Annotated in this window: 16 protein-coding genes, 1 tRNA gene and 1 pseudogene; 5 read left to right on the forward strand and 13 right to left on the reverse strand. The window is 45.6% G+C overall.

The features are described from left to right. Nucleotides 1-231: 231 nt before the first annotated feature. The gene (locus ACN084_RS07640; RefSeq protein WP_419106459.1) at nt 232-1,368 is read right to left on the reverse strand and encodes a hypothetical protein; all 1,137 of its coding nucleotides are present in this window, start codon (nt 1,366-1,368) and stop codon (nt 232-234) included. Between the two features lie 187 nt (nt 1,369-1,555). Here ACN084_RS07640 and ACN084_RS07645 point away from each other — a divergent pair, with 187 nt between their 5' ends. Continuing rightward, on the forward strand, nt 1,556-2,482 hold the full coding sequence (locus tag ACN084_RS07645) for a LysR family transcriptional regulator ArgP (protein WP_419106460.1): 927 nt from the start codon (nt 1,556-1,558) through the stop codon (nt 2,480-2,482). A gap of 51 nt (nt 2,483-2,533) precedes the next feature. Here the strand turns inward: ACN084_RS07645 and ACN084_RS07650 are convergent, their stop codons facing one another. Both ACN084_RS07650 and ACN084_RS07655 read right to left on the reverse strand, forming a co-directional pair. Then, nucleotides 2,534-2,737 (reverse strand): long-chain fatty acid--CoA ligase, encoded by a 204-nt coding sequence (locus tag ACN084_RS07650; protein WP_419102234.1) that lies wholly within the window; start codon nt 2,735-2,737, stop codon nt 2,534-2,536. A gap of 8 nt (nt 2,738-2,745) precedes the next feature. Continuing rightward, on the reverse strand, nt 2,746-3,024 hold the full coding sequence (locus ACN084_RS07655; RefSeq protein ID WP_419102235.1) for a cell division protein CrgA: 279 nt from the start codon (nt 3,022-3,024) through the stop codon (nt 2,746-2,748). A gap of 229 nt (nt 3,025-3,253) precedes the next feature. On the opposite strand from ACN084_RS07655, the gene ACN084_RS07660 reads away from it, so the two are divergent. Genes ACN084_RS07660 through ACN084_RS07670 form a run of 3 tightly spaced genes read left to right on the forward strand, consistent with a single transcriptional unit; the run spans nt 3,254 to nt 4,977 of the window. Continuing rightward, on the forward strand, nt 3,254-4,126 hold the full coding sequence (locus tag ACN084_RS07660) for a class E sortase (RefSeq protein WP_419106461.1): 873 nt from the start codon (nt 3,254-3,256) through the stop codon (nt 4,124-4,126). A 32-nt stretch (nt 4,127-4,158) separates the two neighbouring features. Next, complete coding sequence (locus tag ACN084_RS07665) at nt 4,159-4,320, forward strand: hypothetical protein (RefSeq protein WP_419102237.1); 162 nt, start codon at nt 4,159-4,161, stop codon at nt 4,318-4,320. 21 nt (nt 4,321-4,341) lie between these two features. Beyond that, on the forward strand, nt 4,342-4,977 hold the full coding sequence (locus ACN084_RS07670) for an anthranilate synthase component II (RefSeq protein ID WP_419106462.1): 636 nt from the start codon (nt 4,342-4,344) through the stop codon (nt 4,975-4,977). Between the two features lie 95 nt (nt 4,978-5,072). Here ACN084_RS07670 and pknB read toward each other — a convergent pair whose 3' ends face one another. The 8 genes and pseudogenes from pknB to ACN084_RS07710 all read right to left on the reverse strand — a co-directional run. Continuing rightward, nucleotides 5,073-7,136 (reverse strand): Stk1 family PASTA domain-containing Ser/Thr kinase, encoded by a 2,064-nt coding sequence (gene pknB / locus ACN084_RS07675; RefSeq protein ID WP_419106463.1) that lies wholly within the window; start codon nt 7,134-7,136, stop codon nt 5,073-5,075. A 5-nt stretch (nt 7,137-7,141) separates the two neighbouring features. Beyond that, nucleotides 7,142-8,887, reverse strand: a complete 1,746-nt coding sequence (locus ACN084_RS07680; RefSeq protein WP_419102240.1) for a protein kinase domain-containing protein — start codon at nt 8,885-8,887, stop codon at nt 7,142-7,144. Then, nucleotides 8,884-10,329: a peptidoglycan D,D-transpeptidase FtsI family protein gene (locus tag ACN084_RS07685; RefSeq protein WP_419106464.1), complete on the reverse strand. Its 1,446-nt coding sequence runs from the start codon at nt 10,327-10,329 to the stop codon at nt 8,884-8,886. The genes ACN084_RS07680 and ACN084_RS07685 overlap by 4 nt, the downstream gene beginning before the upstream one ends. Next, on the reverse strand, nt 10,322-11,773 hold the full coding sequence (locus tag ACN084_RS07690) for an FtsW/RodA/SpoVE family cell cycle protein (protein ID WP_419106465.1): 1,452 nt from the start codon (nt 11,771-11,773) through the stop codon (nt 10,322-10,324). Before ACN084_RS07690 ends, ACN084_RS07685 begins: the two co-directional genes overlap by 8 nt. Next, nucleotides 11,766-13,460 (reverse strand): PP2C family protein-serine/threonine phosphatase, encoded by a 1,695-nt coding sequence (locus tag ACN084_RS07695; protein WP_419106466.1) that lies wholly within the window; start codon nt 13,458-13,460, stop codon nt 11,766-11,768. Before ACN084_RS07695 ends, ACN084_RS07690 begins: the two co-directional genes overlap by 8 nt. Before the next feature lie 5 nt (nt 13,461-13,465). Further along, the gene (locus ACN084_RS07700) at nt 13,466-13,963 is read right to left on the reverse strand and encodes an FHA domain-containing protein FhaB/FipA (RefSeq protein WP_419102244.1); all 498 of its coding nucleotides are present in this window, start codon (nt 13,961-13,963) and stop codon (nt 13,466-13,468) included. Further along, nucleotides 13,963-14,793, reverse strand: coding sequence for an FhaA domain-containing protein (locus ACN084_RS07705; protein WP_419106467.1), 831 nt, complete (start codon nt 14,791-14,793; stop codon nt 13,963-13,965). The genes ACN084_RS07700 and ACN084_RS07705 overlap by 1 nt, the downstream gene beginning before the upstream one ends. A gap of 177 nt (nt 14,794-14,970) precedes the next feature. Continuing rightward, nucleotides 14,971-15,194: pseudogene (locus ACN084_RS07710) on the reverse strand (YrhK family protein); the annotation flags it as partial. Between the two features lie 212 nt (nt 15,195-15,406). Here ACN084_RS07710 and ACN084_RS07715 point away from each other — a divergent pair. Further along, nucleotides 15,407-15,493: transfer RNA gene (locus ACN084_RS07715), tRNA-Leu, on the forward strand. 70 nt (nt 15,494-15,563) lie between these two features. Here ACN084_RS07715 and ACN084_RS07720 read toward each other — a convergent pair. Beyond that, nucleotides 15,564-15,833 carry a PLDc N-terminal domain-containing protein gene (locus ACN084_RS07720; protein WP_419106468.1) on the reverse strand — a complete coding sequence of 90 codons (270 nt, stop codon included), beginning with the start codon at nt 15,831-15,833 and terminating at the stop codon, nt 15,564-15,566. A 125-nt stretch (nt 15,834-15,958) separates the two neighbouring features. Further along, on the reverse strand, nt 15,959-17,485 hold the full coding sequence (locus ACN084_RS07725; RefSeq protein ID WP_419102247.1) for an alanine/glycine:cation symporter family protein: 1,527 nt from the start codon (nt 17,483-17,485) through the stop codon (nt 15,959-15,961). Nucleotides 17,486-17,787: the final 302 nt, after the last annotated feature.

The raw sequence follows: 17,787 nt of genomic DNA on the forward strand, positions 1-17,787 counted from the left end.
ACGACGTTTCTCATCATTGAGATGATAGAGACCTAGGTAATAAAAGAGCACCCCTCCGCAGAGGGGTGCTCTTTTATTTTAATAACCTTCTTAGAAGTTATTTTTATGGGAATGTATACTCGCGTTCTCAGTGGAGATATTTCCGCCTACATGCTTATTGACTGTATTGAGGGATGATTCCTTGTGATACTTCTAAGAGCTATCCTTGCCCCTAAAAATCAATAGATAAAATTACGAAGCTGTATACGCACTTCGATAAATATTACGAATAAGCACTTGTTGACGTAGGCGAATAAATACCTGTTCAAGAAAATCATGCATATAACGTTCGTCGGTGCTTGTTGAAGCAGCAAAGCTAAGTCCCGAAAACGCTCCAAGTACAATGGATACTTTCACCAGAACAGAGCTTATAGGAAGTTCTACTCCAAACAATAAAAAGTTCTCTGGAACATGGTTGACCCACGATGCAGCAGCTTCTGTTGGGATAGCAAAACTGCCAAACCATATGAAAAAGAGAAAAACAAAGATAGAAAACATGAAAGTTTGGATGCACTGAACCGTAGCTGGGACAAGAATAAAATTAATACGTTCACTTAGTCCTAAAGGTTTAGCAGAAACAGAACCTTCTATACGTTCTGTAACTGTGTTCCAAAAGATCCTAGAGTCAGCTGATACTCTCTGATAATCTTCTGCATTAAAGCGGATTTCCTTGCCTTGATGATCTCCTAGAACCTCTTTAGAACGTTCAATAACAGTTGTTGTGATAATAAAAAGTGCAAGAGTAAACATTACGGCTGATACACCAAAGGTTTTTGTATAACTGAGAGTGTCTGCTACTTTCCATATTTCTGCGTTAACAAAGAAAAACAAGACTGCAACCATCAACATCGGCAAAACCTTTGCAATCATAATCATTGCCGATCCAAGCTGTACAAGAGTTTCTTTAAACGCCCACCATAAAATTGAATCTAACCCTAGAAAAAGTGCTAATAGTATAGCTACCACGCAAAGAATAACCTCAATGGAAGAGCTAAAGAAGAGAGGCTCCCCAATACCCATTCGATAGCTTAGGCTGGGGGATAAAAGATACATGATGGAGAGAATGCTCGTAGATCCGGTAATAACAAAAAGTGTTTGCGGTATTTTTCTTTTAAAACGAAGAACTAGCCACGGGATAACAAATGCTACTAGCGGTCCACCAAATAAGAGAACGAAAGCTCCAATGCCTTTGATAATTTCTAGTTGGATATCATCACTGGTATCTTCTTGAACAAAAATTTTATCGTCTAGATGAGCCAAAATAGCCACAGAAATCGTCACAATGAATAAGGTGACTGATAGCCATAACCCTAAAGGAGTAATTCTCACGAACATTTCTTTAAGGCGCTCCTGTGGAAGAATAACTAAAGGAAGGCCATTCGCCCTAAACCAACGTGATGCCTCATGATGTTCTGAAGAAGATAAGCTCATAGTTGCTATTCTAGAGTATACAATTTTGTCTTTTTCTAGCGTAGTAGAGACTGAATAAACTCAAGTATGCAGATAGGATTCGCCGATGACTCGTTTTACTAATGAACAATTGCGTACTTTTACTTTAGTCGTTGATGAAGGTACCTTTGAAGCTGCAGCAGAAATTTTAGGTGTTAGTGCTTCGGCGATCTCTCAACGCATTAAAACAATGGAAACGAGTGCCGGTCGTATCCTTTTACAACGTACCAATCCTGTACGTCCAACAGATTCCGGTGAAGTAGTTCTCAGAGTTGCCCGACAAAATGAGTACCTCAACGCAGAATTAGAACAAGAACTCGGTGAGCGTTCCGGACAAGGTAGCATAACCATTGCTGTAAACTCTGATTCTTTGGCTACCTGGTTGCTCTCTGCTGTAGGGGAACTATCCCGATGCGATAAAATCTTTTGCGATCTCAGAAGAGAAGGAGAACAGCATTCCTCAGCTCTTCTCCGTTCTGGGGAAGTCATGGCGGCAATTACGTCTCATCCAGAACCCATTAATGGTTGTGAGGTTGAAGAACTTGGCCAAGCGCGGTACTGGTGTGTTGCCTCACAAGAATTTGTCGATGAACATTTTAAAAGTTGGCCACACCATATAACAGCAGAAGAACTCAACACCGCACCCGTTATTGAGTTTGATAGAAAAGATCACGGACAGCGGTCTTCTCGTCATCTGATTCTCAAAGCCCACAATGTTGAAGATAACGGAGGAGAATCACCGAGTATTTATATTCCCTCATCCCCTGACTATGCTCGAGCAGTAGAAGACGGTATTGGCTGGGGGCTTGTTCCAGAATCTCAGTGCCGTCAAGGTCTTGAATCTGGCACAATAATATCTCTAGCGGGGGAGAAACCCCTAGAATTTCCTCTTTATTGGCAACGCTGGAAAATATCTTCACGTATTCTCGACCGTGTTACTGAGCGTATTTATGAGGCTGCCCAAAAATATTTAGAACCCAAAAATAACACTTGAAAAATCTATAATAATAGTTTTGACAAGTGTATATTCTGTTTTGAGAATATATTATCGTATTCCCTGCCATACAAAATACACGACAGCGGCAAAAATAAAACCAGCTAAAGCTAAACGACGCAACTTCGTCTCAAAAATGGCAGCACGAATATCCTCCCTCTTCTGGCGAGGCTCATGAGGATTCACCGGCGCCAAATTCGACGGATTCGTCACCTCGGGTTTATCAGATAAAGACCCCGTATCTTTCTCAGACATAACATCCACTAACGCCAACGAGTCATCATCAAAAGACCAGCCATCATCAAACCAACACCAATAGCAACATTCCACATTGAAAGACCCGGAATTGGCAGAGTTGTCTCACTAATATAGAAAACCATAATCCATAAAATACCGAGAACAACAAGACCAAACATAATAACCTGATACCACAGAGGAGTAGGAGAAGCGAAATCATCAGTAACCATTTCTTTAGCTATCCGACGGAAAGTCTCCTCCTCATGCAAATCACTATCCGTCATTACTTTCTTATCTTCTGCCATCTTTCCTCCAAATACTTATTTACCCATATGCCATATCAGGTACGGTTGAACATATACCTAATAAATCAACAGATTCATCGCTTAGAATTTTATCTGCTCAGACCCTAACAAACATAGCAGACACCTAAAAACACCCTCAAGAAAACCGACGAACCCGTACAACAGAAAATCTATGAAAAACACCTCCACCAGACCAGAAAAAAATACATCCCCTCATACAAAAGGGCGCATGGTCATACAAATTATCGGAGAAATACTCATCACCCTAGGGCTCATCTTGCTCCTCTTCGTCGGATGGCAACTTTGGTGGACCAACATCTCTGCTTCACAAACACAATCACAAGCAGTGCACACCCTCGCCGAAGAATTTAAACAAGCTGCAGAATCTGAGAAAACATCACCACAACAACCAACAACACCCGATACAACCACACCACAACAAGACCCGAATACAACGTCACAACCCCCAGAAACACAACCTCATGAACCACTAACACCGCACCCTACAGAAACCCCAACAACACCAGAAAAACATGAGAACATAACGCCCGAAGAAGAAAAAACCTCAGAACAGCCAACACACAACAATGCAGACTCCCATAACCCACCTGTAGGACACGAACCAGAATACGGAAAAGCCTACGGCATCGTCTACATTCCACGATTCGGTGCACACTACCAGCGTCCCATCGCAGAAGGCACCGGAACAGACGTCCTCGACACTCTCGGACTAGGACACTACGAAAATACCGCAATGCCCGGAGAAATTGGAAACTTCGCTCTTGCCGGACATCGCCAAACCAATGGAGCAGTGCTCGATTACATCGACCAGCTCCGTATCGGCGACAGAATATATGTACAAACCATCAACGGCTACTACACCTACACCATCTACGAAACATCAATCGTATACCCCGAAGACATCTACGTTATTGCACCGAATCCTCAACACCCCAACGAACAACCCACTGAACGCATCATGACACTCACAACTTGTCACCCCCGCTTCGGAGACACCCAACGATATATCGTTCACGCACGCTACGAACACTGGCAACCACTCTCTGCCGGAGCACCCCAAGAACTTCAAATAGCGCAATAAACACCGCAAAAAAACCAAAGGTATAAGAAAATATGTACGCATGGATCTTTAGACACCTACCCGGGCCGCTCTGGGTACGTATCATCATCGCCATAGCACTAGTGCTCCTCATCATTTGGAGCCTCATGGAATACGTATTCCCAGCTATCGCAGAGTATAGCCCCCTATACCGTGACGTGACCGTAGACCACTAGCCTCCATCCAAAGAAGGAACTATGACCAAAATCCTTGTTATCGACAACTACGACAGCTTCGTCTTCACCCTAGTTGGCTACCTAGAACAACTAGGTGCTCATGTCACCGTCATCCGTAACGATGAAGCATCCTTAGAAACCGTCATCGCCCAAGCCCAAGAACATGATGGCATCATGATCTCCCCCGGCCCAGGAGCGCCCCATGAAGCTGGCTGTATTATCGAGCTGATACAGTGGGCGGCACAACACCACAAACCGCTTCTCGGCGTATGCCTAGGACATCAAGCCATTGCAGAAGCGTTCGGGGCCGTAGTCCACCATGCACCAGAAATTATGCATGGGAAAATATCTCACATCACACACAACGAACAATCCGTATTCAACGGATTACCTAGCCCACTACGAGTAACGCGCTACCACTCACTAGCTGTAGACCCAACAACAATGCCCGAAGAACTTGAAGCCACCGCAACCAGCGAAAACGGCAGCATCATGGCACTACAACATAAAACATGCCCCATCCACGGAGTTCAATTCCACCCAGAATCAGTGCTAACAGAAGGCGGATATAGCATGCTTGGAACATGGCTAGAAGAAGTCGGACTCAGCGGCGCCCAAGAAAAAGCACAAAAACTTAGCCCTCACATCAACTCATAAACCCATAAAAAATGCTGGTGTAAAACTCATAGCGAGTTCTACACCAGCATTTTTTACTAAAGATATACCAGCTACAACATATCTGCTAGTAGCACCTAGCTATCTGACTTCTCATCAGCGGCAGGAGCAGAAGGCGCAGGGGCCTGTGAAGAACGCTCCGGTGCCGGACGGCGCTGATTATTGCCCTCAGTATCGCCTGACGCAGGAGCAGAAGGCGCCGTAGAACGCGAAGGCTGAGGAGGACGTGGATTCTCTGGCGCAGGAGGGGCCGGACGACGCTCAGGCTGAGGAGCAACCGTCGGAGCAGGAGGAGCAGCAGCAACACGAATAGTCACAGTGCTTCCCTGACCAATAGTCGTACCAGCAGCTGAACTCTGAGAAAGAACCGTACCTGCTGGAGCAGCATTGGTCTGAACCGTCTCAATATTCGTACTCAACAAAACATCAGGAGCGCTCAATGCAGCAATCGCCTGATCACGGCTTAGCCCAATCAACTCAGGAACTGTCACTTTACCGTCTGAAAGAACAATGTCAATGGTAGAACCAGCCGCAACCTTACTTCCTGGCTCCTTCGACAACGACACAACCATGCCAGCAGGAATCGTTGCACTATTGACCGTAGACGTACGTCCAGGAACAAACCCAGCATCCTGCAAAGCAGAACGAACATAAGCCTCAGACTGGCCCTCGACATTATCCGGTATCGCCAACTGAGAAGGACCCTTAGAGAGCGTCAGAAGAACCTCGCTGCCTTCCTCAACCTCAGTACCTGTCACCGGCGTACTCTTAATAACATCGTTCTTAGCCACCGCATCAGAGAACTCTTCATCCCACTTAACCGTCAGATTAAGATTACGGACTGCCGTTTCAGCATCATTCTTTGACAGACCCTGAACAGCAGGAACCGGATGAACAGGAACCTTCTTCAACTCATTCTGGTAATACAACACCGTTGTCACCGAGAAAAGAGCCAAAGCAACAATAATCATGCCCGTAATGACACGAGTCCATGCCTGACGACGACGACGTTTCTTTGCTAAAGCTTCATTTCGCTCATAATCATAAAGCTCTTCATCAGTATATTCAGCCTGAGCATTATCGAACCAGCCACCTAAACCAGCTGCCTCATCGGAAGAAGGCTGAGCATGAGCACTCGTATTCAACGAAGAATACGCGGCAGAACCACCAGCAACACCTGTCGCAGCTGCTGCACTCAGCGCAGTTGTAGAACCAGTCTCAACATCCTCAAAAGTTGCAGAAGGAACACCCTGAACAACATTTTTCAACGCCGAACGGAACTCATCTGCAGACTGAAAACGATCCGAACGAGACTTACTCAAAGCCTTAAGCAGAACACCATCTAAAGCCGGAGCAAACTTTACCGAAGCATAAGAACTCGGGTCAGCAGGGGTCTCACTAAGTTGTTGACGCGCTAAATCCTTTGCTGACTGAGCAATAAATGGAGTGCGACCACATAACATCTGATAAATGACGCAGGCTACAGAATAGATATCACTACGAGAATCTACGGTCTCACCGCGAACCTGCTCTGGGGCAATATACGCATTAAAATGGTCTGCCTGATCAGAGTCTTCGGAGGAACTTCCCACATTCTCTAACGCTCGAGCTAAACCAAAATCTAAAACCTTCACCTGACCAAATTGGTTCTTTGAACGGTCTTCTTCAGTGCAAGGTAACACCATAATATTGGTTGGACGTATACTACGATGGGCAATGCCCCGATCCTGAGCATACTGAAGAGCCTCAAGAATCTGCGCACCGTAAGAAACTGCCTCATCAACTGGAAATTCGCCACGCTCTTCCAACAATGTTGCAAGGGACTTTCCTGAAACTAATTCCATCACAAGATACGGAATCTGATGTAGAGGAGTACCATCTTCACCATCTACTGTAATTGTTCCGGTGTCATAGACTGCCACGATAGCAGGATGGTTCAAAACAGCAGCAGATTCTGCTTCACGTTGAAAACGTGCGCAGAAAAGTGGATCCGCGGCAAGCTCTGGATGCACCACTTTAAGTGCAACCTGACGCCCTAACCGCGTATCTTCGGCAGAATACACGGTAGCCATCGCACCGGAACCAAGAACATCTTGAATCCGGTAACGTTTATCAATCATTTCAGGAAGCTGAAATTCCATTCAATTCACCCGTTATTCGAAGCAGTTGGAGTAGTAGATGGATTAGTTGAAGGCTGAGAATCTTCAGGCTGTTCTTGAGAACCAGCACTAGGAGAATCTGTAGCCGTTGGCGAAGCTGTTGACTTCGGTGAAGTCGCAACGTAAATATCTACGCTACTACCAACTTCAACTTTAGTCCCAGAAGAAGGGTTAGTTCGGAGTATCGTGTTTGGCTCCGCGCTATGAGACTCCTCCTGATGAACTTTCACATTAACACCAAGTTTAGTAATTTCACTAATAGCTGTGTCGGTATTCATTCCCTCTAAATTAGAGGGAAGCGTCACAGAACGAGGACCAGTCGAGTATGTCACCGTCACCGTAGAACCTGGACTTAACGGACCCTCAGGTGATACCGACAATACCGTATCTGCTGGTTGATCAGAAGTTCTTCCCGCCGTTTTTGTAGATAACCCCTGTGCGACAAGATCATTAACAACTACCTCAAGTTTCTGCCCCTCAAAAGCGGAGGAGACCACCTCAATAGTTGCCGGAGAATCATCAGCAGGAGCCTTCACCTCAGGAGAAGCCTCAACCGTTGAAACCGTACCAGATGCCGTTGGAACAGGAACATCCTCAGAAGAACCAGGTGTTCTCTGAGAACCCTCAAGAACAACAAACCAAACTACCAAAGCAACCACAATAGCTGCCAACACCAAAGACACCCAAACCCACGGTGACTTCTTCTCCGGTCTTGCCGGATAAGAACGATACGTAGACTCAGCGACAGCCGGTATTGGAGCCGTCGTAGACTGCGGAACATGACGTTGACCAGAACCAAAACGAGGACGTTGAGGAGTAACAGCAGTAGGCGTAGTAATTACCTCGGTCGTAGAAGTACCATCAGGCGACAAGAAATTAGCTAATGTCGGCACACTCTTAATCGCAGCTTTAATATCCTTACGGCGGATAGCATCAATAGCAGAAGCTAAAGCTGTCGCATTTTTGGGACGCTGAGCAGGATCCTTCGACAACAAACACATAATCAACGCGGCCGCTGGCGCCGGAACAGATGATGGCAACGGAGGAGGCGGATCATTCACCTGAGCTAAAGCAATAGCAATCTGAGACTCCCCAGTAAAAGGACGTTTCCCAGCTAAACACTCATAACCAATAATGCCTAAAGAATACATGTCAGAAGACGGAGTTGCCTGCTGACCAGTAGCTTGCTCAGGAGCAAGATACTGAGCAGTGCCCATCACCTGACCAGTAGCCGTTAACGGAACCTGATCAGCAAGACGAGCAATACCAAAATCTGTCACCTTAACACGATCGCCAGGAGCAATAATCAAATTTCCAGGTTTCACATCTCGATGAACAAGACCCTGATCATGAGCAACAGCAAGAGCACGCGCAGTCTGAGCAATAATGCTCAAAATACGATCTGAATCTAAGGTACGTTCCTTCTCGATAATGTTCGATAACGGATCCCCAGGAACAAGCTCCATCACCAAAAAGGCAGAGCCTTCTTCTTCACCATAATCAAAAACATTTGCCACACCAGGATGATTTAATAAAGCAGTATGGCGAGCTTCCGCACGAAAACGTTCCAAAAAACCAGGATCGCCAGTGTACTCCTCTTTAAGGATTTTGACCGCAACAATACGACCAAGTACCTTATCGCGAGCCTTCCACACCTCACCCATACCGCCAATAGCAATACGTTCGGTCAGGTTATAACGGCCACCTAACGACGTCTCAGTTGAAGGTCTCACTTATTCAACACCGCCTCAAAGAGTTTTTTAGCTGCGGGGGCAGTAAGCTGAGCGCCCTCAATGGTACTGACATCTTCATACATGACTGCAAGAGCAACCTGCGGATCATCTGCTGGTGCAAAACCAGTAAACCACGAATTATTCTGACCATTTACACCAGTCTCCGCAGTACCCGTCTTGCCCGCTACCTTCACGCCACTAACTGCAGCACCAGAGGCAATGCCGTTATCCACGTCGTTAACCATCCAATCACGAATTTGTTGCGAAATCTTTGGCGACGTAGAAGTACGCAACTCCTTCGCCGAAAATTCATAAAGAGAACTCAAATTATGAGACTTTACAGAGCGAATCAGATTCGGCTTCATCTGAACACCATTATTAGCAATAGCCGCAGACATCATCGCCACCTGCAAAGGCGTCGTTCTCACGTCATACTGGCCAATAGCCGATAACGCCAAAGTACTATCCGACAAATCTGACGGAAAGACCGACTCCGAAACAGGTAAAGGAATCCTCAACGAATCATCCTGATACCCAAAGTTCTTAGCCGTACGAGCAATAGTATCCTGCCCCAAATCTATCGCAATCTGAGCAAAAGGCGTATTACACGATTGAGCTAAAGCCCATTCTATAGTCGCCTCTTGAGAAGATGAACAATGACCATTGACATAATTAGGTAATGCCGTATTCGTCCCAGGAAGAACATACTCTTGAGGATTAGGAATAACACTCTTAGCAGAATATTTTCCCGACTCTAAAGCAGCCACCGCATCAATAATTTTAAACGTTGAACCAGGAGCATACGTCTTACCCGCAATAGCACGGTTATACAGAGGTGCACTCTTATCATTATTGAGCTTCTGATACTGAGCCAACACCGACTCATTCTGAGCAGAAGACAAAAGATTAGGATCATAAGACGGGCTCGTTGCCATCGCAAGAACCTCACCCGTCTTCGGATTCAACGCCACAATAGCGCCTTTATGTCCCTCTAAAAGCTGATACGCCAAAGTCTGCAACTGAGAATCAATAGTCAACTCAACCGTCGCACCCTGAGCAGAACCACCCGTAAAAAGATGCGCAAGACGATCATAGAACTGGCTGTCAGAATTTCCTGACAACTCATCATTCATAGCATTCTCTAAACCAGTTGAACCATAAATAGACGAGAAATAACCGGTCAACGGAGCATAAACATACGGGTCCGAATAAACACGTTGGTACTCATAACCATTATGAGAAGGAATTGAAGAAGCAATCTCCTTACCGTCAACCACAATAGAACCACGCTGAGAACCATAATTCTCATATAACGTCCGAGAATTCCACGGATTATCAGCTAAAGCCTTAGCGTCAAAAAACTGGATATATGTCAGGGAACAAAACAAAAGAACAAAAATGCAACCAGAAGCAATCCACGCCTTACGAATGGCCTTATCCACGGGGTGAACCTCCTAACCGGTCACGCATTGTCATTTTAGAAATAAAACGAGTCACACCGCTCTCTTGAGAACCAGCATCTAATATCCCATCAACGCCTGCTGAAGAATCAACAACATGTGGGGCACGTGCAGAATGTGAAACTGAAAGTAAAAGCGCAATAATAATCCAGTTTGCCAGAAGAGAAGACCCACCGGCAGATAGGAAAGGTGTCGTCAAACCAGTGAGAGGAATCAAACGAGTCACACCGCCAACGACCACAAAAAGCTGAATCACAATGGCAGCAGACAAGCCGCCACTGAGCAACTTACCAAAAGCGTCACGAGTTCCTAAAGCAGCACGGAAACCACGAGTAACCAACAAAAAATACAACAATAAAATCGCTGATAACCCAACCAGCCCAAGTTCTTCACCCAAAGAGGTGACAATCATGTCCGAATTAGAGAACGCCACCAAATCAGGGCGTCCCTTACCCCAGCCACGACCAAAAAGACCTCCGGCGCCTAAACCAAAAATCCCCTGAATAATCTGGCCTGAACCGCCATAAGCACGGTTATAAATATCCGGATCAAATGCATGCATCCACCCATAGATACGAGCATTCACATGTCCGATAAACTGGTACGCCAAGACGCCACCTAAAGCGACAAAACCCAGACCAAGGAAGACCCATGTAGAACGCCCCGTTGCAAGATACAACATCGAGACGAACAAGCCGAAGAACAAGATAGCTGAACCTAGATCCCGCTGGAAAATAAGAACGCCGATACTCGCCAGCCACGCAATAAACATGGGGGCTAAATCTCTAAAACGAGGAAAACGAAGCGGACCTAGCTTGCGACCAGCAACCAAAATCAAATCACGATGAGTTGAAAGATACCCGGCAAAAAATATCGCCAGAGTAATCTTTGCCAGCTCACCAGGCTGGAATGTACGACCCGCAACTGAAATCCAAATGCGAGCACCATAAATCTCAACACCCAAAAACGGAACTAGAGGCAACAGCAACAACACTAACGAAACCAGCAAAGAAACATAAGTTACTCGACGAAGAACACGATGATCTTTCAACATCAAAAGCGTTACTGCCGCAACAACCATCCCTAACGCTGTCCACATAATCTGCGTTGCCCCAGCATTAGCAGGGGTCGTCAAATCAATACGATAAATCATCGCCAGACCAAGACCGTTCAACAGCACCACAATAGGTAAAATCAACGGATCAGCATACCGCGCTCGCATGTAAAGAACACCATGAATGAGCAACGCACCACCACCAAGGACAGCTGTTGCAAGAACCCAAGTATTATCATGATTGAGCATAATATTCTCAGGGTCTATAAGCCACATGCTGATAGGGCAGAACGCTATAGCAATAACCGTCAAACATAGTTCTGTGAAACGACGAGAACGAGGCCTGTCTGAAGGCTTAAACAACTTAGCCACGGGTAGCCTCCTCGGACGCACTTGGTGAAGGTGAAACACTGGTCAGCTCTGGAACAGGAGTAGCAGATGCTGAAGGCTTCTGTTGGTCTTTCTTCTCCTGAGCAGAATCAACCTGCTGCCGTAAATCTGAGACAATTCGTGTAGCGTCGGATAAATCATGAGCAGAAATAGTGCTACGAACTAAAGATTGCGAATACTCCGGAAGCTCTGCAACCTCAAGAGAAGTTTCTTCAACAACCTTATAAAAATGAATGGCACCTAAAGACTGTGGAACCCCATTAAAAACGGCAACTTTCTCGTTATTGATGCCGACATAATATTGGTTCGATACCCAAGACACGAAAGTCAAAACACTAGCAAAAAGAGTCCCCGCAACTAATAAAGCAGTGAAAATTCGAACACCCCACCGAGAACGCACTGAAGGCTCTGGCGTGGTAATAGCTGCCTGAAATTCTTGAGGTAATTCAACTTCTTCTACCGGCACCAGCATCGTAGGCGTAGTAACTAAAGTTGCCCGCTGTGCTACCGTACGCTTCGTGACGGTAGGAATCATTCCGGTGTTAGTTGCATTTGCTGCTGCACCGACTAGCTGATGTGGGCGCTCCGCCAATTCTTCACGAAGCACTGCTGCAGATGAATCCTCAATATTTTCTGGACGTTCATCTACCCCAGAGGTCTCAGTCATCATATTAAAAACACCGTCGGAGAAAGATTCTCCACGCCACTTACCATGGGTCAGGGCGTTACGAATCTTTGTCTCTACCGGAAGGCGACGGCGCCACGGAGCACGATGTGAAGAATGATCCTGTTTGGCTTCTTCTTGGTCTGATGATACTGACTCGATAGGAGCATCTTCATCCAGCGTATGAGGATTTTTAACAACACCAAGAAACTCGCCTTCGTCAGAATACTGGCGTAAAGGAATAATCGGTTGAGGTGAGGTAACAGTAGAAGAAAGGGAATCTTCTTCGATGACAGAAAGAGCAACCACCGTTACGTTATCTGGTGCACCACGGTCTAAGGTTAAATCCACAAGAGAATCCACAATATGCTTGAGGTCCTCCGTGGAGCGCATCAACTCTTCAATTTCCTCAACGCTGACAACAGCGTCAAGACCATCTGAACTTAGAACCCATTTCTCACCACATTCTGCGTCTAGGGTCAATAGTTCTAGCTCAGGGGAGGCGTCGACATCACCGAGGACACGCATAATAACGTTCTTATGAGGATGAGTCAGAGCCTGTTCAGGGGTGATACGCCCCTCTTCTAAAAGACGTTGTACAAAGGTGTGATCTGTTGTGATCTGTTCAAAAACATTATTTCGTAGACGATAAGCTCGCGAATCTCCGATATGTGCAAGCTCAATTTTTTCACCGTCAACTAAAAGAGCTGTGCACGTTGTTCCCATACCAGAAAGGCTTGGGTTTAAATCAACGAGTTCATTCATGATGATATTAGCGGTTTGAATTTCATCCGCTAAGTACACTCCCGCAGAGCCCTCATAATTATTGTGATCTAAGGGGGTGAGGTCAAGAACTGTTGTTGCGGAAGCTACGTCACCGCCGACATGCCCACCCATACCGTCGGCGACAACGGCTAGATAATGTCCGGCGTATCCTGAGTCATCATTCTTAGAGCGCACACGACCAACATCAGACCGTGCCGCAAAACGAAATGCAATTCCCATAGGTTTTATGCCTTCAACTGCATATTTGTATGGCCGACACGAAATTGCATGCCTGTCTCCAACAAGGTAGCCCTCGTCAAACGCTGACCATTAACAAAAGTGCCATTTGTCGATGAAAGATCCTCAATGAACCAACGAGACCCCTGTGGAAACAGTCGTGCGTGTTGACCCGAAGCATAATCATCTTCAATCTGCACGTCAGCATGAGCACCCCGACCAATTACTAGAGGCGTATCGGATAGGCGGAAAACCTGACCTGCATACGCGCCGTCCGTAATAAGAAGCTGCTGAGCGCGCGCAGGTGGCTTAGGCTTAGCTGGAGTAGCTGATTGTGGGCCTGTTATCGGGGCTGACCCCTCAGAAATATATTCCCGTTGTTCTATCCGGTAATTTTTCCCGATTGCTAAGTCTTTACGCAAGGCAGCAACAACACCATAAATGAACAACCACAAAATTACTAAAAACGCATAACGAAGGATAAAAAGTGTAAGTTCTGAAGCCATTAACGTGCACTCCTTGGAACCATAAGACGGAAAATAATTCGTGCACGACCCATCTTAAGGATTGAGCCATGAGTAAGTTCTCTACGACCTCGAAGTTTTTGGCCATTGAGATAGCTACCATTAGTGGATCCTAAATCAACGGCAAGATACGTTCCGTCTTGTTCCATAATTTCTAGATGATATCGAGAGACCCCAGCATCCTCGACCGTAATATCAGCTTGAGCCCCGCGACCAAGAACTACGGGGAAAGAGTCAATAGAATAGTTCTGACCATTAATATTCAAAACTACCTGAGTTTTTTCGACAGCTTCGTCCGATAACTGATGATCCCACGATGGAGAATGTTCGTGAGCGCTATACGAACCCTGAGATGTTCCAGCACTATTTTGACGATATATATCTTGGTGATGAGGACGAGGAACTGACGGGCGAGATTGTTGAGAAGGAACCTCTCCGGTTGAAATTTTCTCTTGAGCAGAAGAAATCTTAAAATCTCCAGCATGAAGAGAATCCTCACGAATAAAAGTCACGCGTACCGCCCCACGCAAAGAATACCCCTGAGCACGTGCTTGCCGAATTGCAACATCACATAACTCTTCAGCTAACGGAGTACCCCAACTTTTAACGCGCGGAAAATCTTCAGTAGCAAAATATAACGTAAAGACATTAGGCGCTAAAGTGTGCCCAGATTCTATGGAATATGAACGGTCATCCATCTCCGTACGAATCCGATTAGCCAAGTCGGCAGGCTCAAAACGGCTATTCCCGCCACTAAACGTTCCACGAACAGCTTTCTCTAGGCCTTGCTCAAGTTTGTTGATAAAACCCATGCTTGCCTCCTTGAGAATTTATATGTCCTTGACCGCAGATAACAGTAAAAACACCTAATAATGACTTTCAAGAGTGATAATCTACGTTCCTTATACGTAAACACACTACAATGCCAGTCTAATAGATGATTGAGAGAAACCTGTAGGAATTAGGGTTTTCTCTCCCTAGGAAGTTTTTTAGAAGTTAAAGGACTGATCAATCTTTTGCCCTGAAGCTGAATGATATTTCGTCCGAAGCTTCCGAAGATGAATATGGCGAGTAATGCGGATAGAAAGACGAATCAACATCAACATTGAACCAACAACAAAAAGCCACGTTCCAGCAGTAACCGTCTTAGGTGAGAAAAAAGAAAAGAACCAATGAGGAAAATAACACCGATTAAAATGTCATTCAAAATGGATAGCGTCTCATATCATTGGCGAATAATGAGCTCTTCATTGCCCCAACGTATCTCTAAGGAAGTATCTGTTTGAGGTTTTTTTCATGAAAACATCATGTCATGATTACGAATAAGTATGTACCATCGGGTGACTGAAGACATGATATTTTTTGCAAAGAACACCGTTTATAGGTGTATAATAATTTCTCGTTGTCGTCATTAAAACGACTCTAGCGCAAGTGGCGGAATTGGCAGACGCGCAGGCTTCAGGTGCCTGTGCCCGCAAGGGCGTGGGGGTTCAAGTCCCCCCTTGCGCACCAACAGAGGTGCTTCCCTATTCACCTATGAATAGGGAAGCACCTCTTTTATTAAACGCATCATACAACGCGGCTAAGAACTACGAGATTCCTGATACTTCTTCTCATGATGGGCTCGAACCATCCAAGAAATCGGACCAAAAACAGGAAAAGCTAACGCCACAAAAAGCCACCCAAGCTTCTGACCACGAGAAAAATAAGGGTTTCTATGAATGGTCAAAAGGCAATACGCCGCAAGAACAGAACCTACACAGATACCTCCTAAAATAACCCAACTTAACACCGTCGGATCAGACGTATTTCTCTGCGAGGCCTCCAAAACCTCAGCACTTCGCCACACCATAAACACTCCCACCTCCATAAACCGAATAAAACTCAAATAGCATATACGAAGACGTCGGCTCCCTCGACACAAGAGAACCGACGCCTTATCTCACGACATTACCAATCGTCGAAGAAAACTACACCTTAACGGCGAGTCTTCTCTCGATCGACCTGTTCCCAGAACTCACGAGTACATACCTCATCAGTACCGTCCCAAGCAGCAAGATTCTTAATCTCGGGCATGTCTGAGGCCTTAAAAATAGGCTCAAGACCAGCCTTACGCTGAACCTCATAGTTACGAAGCAACTTCATGACCTTCGGCATCAGCAAGCATACAGCCGTCAAGTTCACAACAACCATGCCAGCATTCAACAAATCTGCCAAGTTCCATACGAGCTTCAACGAAGAAATCGCACCAAAGAATACGAAGAACAAGACAAGAACACGGAAAATAAACATCGGGGTCTTGCTCTCGGTCAAGAAACGAAGGTTTGACTCACCATAGTAGTAGTTACCAACGATGGAAGAGAACGCAAACAACGCAATAGCAATGGTCAAGAAGTTAATAGACCATCCACCCAACTGCTCAGAAAGTGCAGACTGAGTCAATGCCGCACCCTTAGCGTCACTACCATATTCTGGGTTTGAGAGTAGAACAATAAACGCAGTCACCGAGCAAACCAACATCGTATCGAAGTAAACACCGAGAGTCTGCACAAAACCTTGTTTAGCAGGATGAGAAATTGTTGCGGTCGCACCGGCGTTAGGTGCAGTACCCATACCAGCCTCGTTAGAGAGCAAACCACGACGCATACCCAGAGTAATTGCCCCAATCAAACCACCAGTGGTGAATTCTTTAAGACCAAAAGCACCCTGAAGGATTTCTCCAAGAATATGAGGAATCTCGGTAAGATTCATCAGCACTACCGCAAGACCAAGCAACAGATACAGCACCGCCATAATAGGTACAAGCCATTCAGTTACAGAAGAAATAGCGCGAATACCACCAAAAATAATGCTTGCAGCAAGCACCATAACGATGACACCAATAGCAACACGCAAACCAAGAGAATCATCAGACGCAGAATCAAAACCAAAAGAAGTCGCTGCCGCATCAACAATAGAGTTCGTTTGCAAAGCAACAAAAACGAAAGCGTAAGTGACGATAATAAACGCCACGAAAATGAGGCTCAACCAGCGCGCGTTCAAACCACGCTGCATATAGTATGCGGGGCCACCAATATAAGAATCTTGACCATGCTGTTTATATAGCTGTCCAAGGAGAGACTCTGCAAAAGCAGAAGCCGCACCAATAGCAGCAATAACCCACATCCAAAAGACAGCACCAGGGCCACCGAGAGAAATTGCAATCGCAACACCAGCAATATTTCCAGTACCTACACGTGAAGCCGCAGACACCGTAAAAGCACGGAAAGAGGAAATACCCTTACGCCCATCGCTCTCTTTACCAGACGGTTCAACTATGGAACGGAACATCTCAGGAAGGGCACGCCACTGCACCGCACGAGTAGCAATAGTAATGCCAAGACCAACAACGATTAAGACAATAAATAAAACATTCCAGACACTATCTGAAATGGATGTAATAACTTCTGCCGCGGAGGCAGTAGCATCATTGATGTTATTAATGACATCAATAAAAGCATTCATAAAATGCTCCTTTACTGAGGAACGCACCGCACTATCTTACGGGGATAAGATGTGCTGAGCTGGATGATTATGTGCCTCTGAACGACAGAAACGCAGTGTGTTACCGAGCAAGATAGAAAACGATGAAACCATCGGCAACATCCGAAAACCCAATGAGGGTAGCCAAAAAGTCTATAAGGCACGGCTGTAGATATTACTTAACTGGGTTATACACTAAGGGAAAAATGTTTCATCGGTGTAACACCAAAACGCGAAATAGTCTCAAAAAAGCCCAAAGCCTAAGAAAAATCTCTAGATAACCA

The organism is Rothia sp. P7208, from assembly GCF_048512915.1.
Taxonomy (GTDB): domain Bacteria; phylum Actinomycetota; class Actinomycetes; order Actinomycetales; family Micrococcaceae; genus Rothia.

Coding starts and splice junctions, on each gene's coding strand:
- ACN084_RS07645 (WP_419106460.1), top strand. CDS start 1,556: ATGACTCGTTTTACTAATGAACAATTGCGTACTTTTACTTTAGTCGTT.
- ACN084_RS07650 (WP_419102234.1), bottom strand. CDS start 2,737: ATGTCTGAGAAAGATACGGGGTCTTTATCTGATAAACCCGAGGTGACG.
- ACN084_RS07655 (WP_419102235.1), bottom strand. CDS start 3,024: ATGGCAGAAGATAAGAAAGTAATGACGGATAGTGATTTGCATGAGGAG.
- ACN084_RS07660 (WP_419106461.1), top strand. CDS start 3,254: ATGGTCATACAAATTATCGGAGAAATACTCATCACCCTAGGGCTCATC.
- ACN084_RS07665 (WP_419102237.1), top strand. CDS start 4,159: ATGTACGCATGGATCTTTAGACACCTACCCGGGCCGCTCTGGGTACGT.
- ACN084_RS07670 (WP_419106462.1), top strand. CDS start 4,342: ATGACCAAAATCCTTGTTATCGACAACTACGACAGCTTCGTCTTCACC.
- pknB (WP_419106463.1), bottom strand. CDS start 7,136: ATGGAATTTCAGCTTCCTGAAATGATTGATAAACGTTACCGGATTCAA.
- ACN084_RS07695 (WP_419106466.1), bottom strand. CDS start 13,460: ATGGGAATTGCATTTCGTTTTGCGGCACGGTCTGATGTTGGTCGTGTG.
- ACN084_RS07700 (WP_419102244.1), bottom strand. CDS start 13,963: ATGGCTTCAGAACTTACACTTTTTATCCTTCGTTATGCGTTTTTAGTA.
- ACN084_RS07705 (WP_419106467.1), bottom strand. CDS start 14,793: ATGGGTTTTATCAACAAACTTGAGCAAGGCCTAGAGAAAGCTGTTCGT.
- ACN084_RS07720 (WP_419106468.1), bottom strand. CDS start 15,833: ATGGTGTGGCGAAGTGCTGAGGTTTTGGAGGCCTCGCAGAGAAATACG.
- ACN084_RS07725 (WP_419102247.1), bottom strand. CDS start 17,485: ATGAATGCTTTTATTGATGTCATTAATAACATCAATGATGCTACTGCC.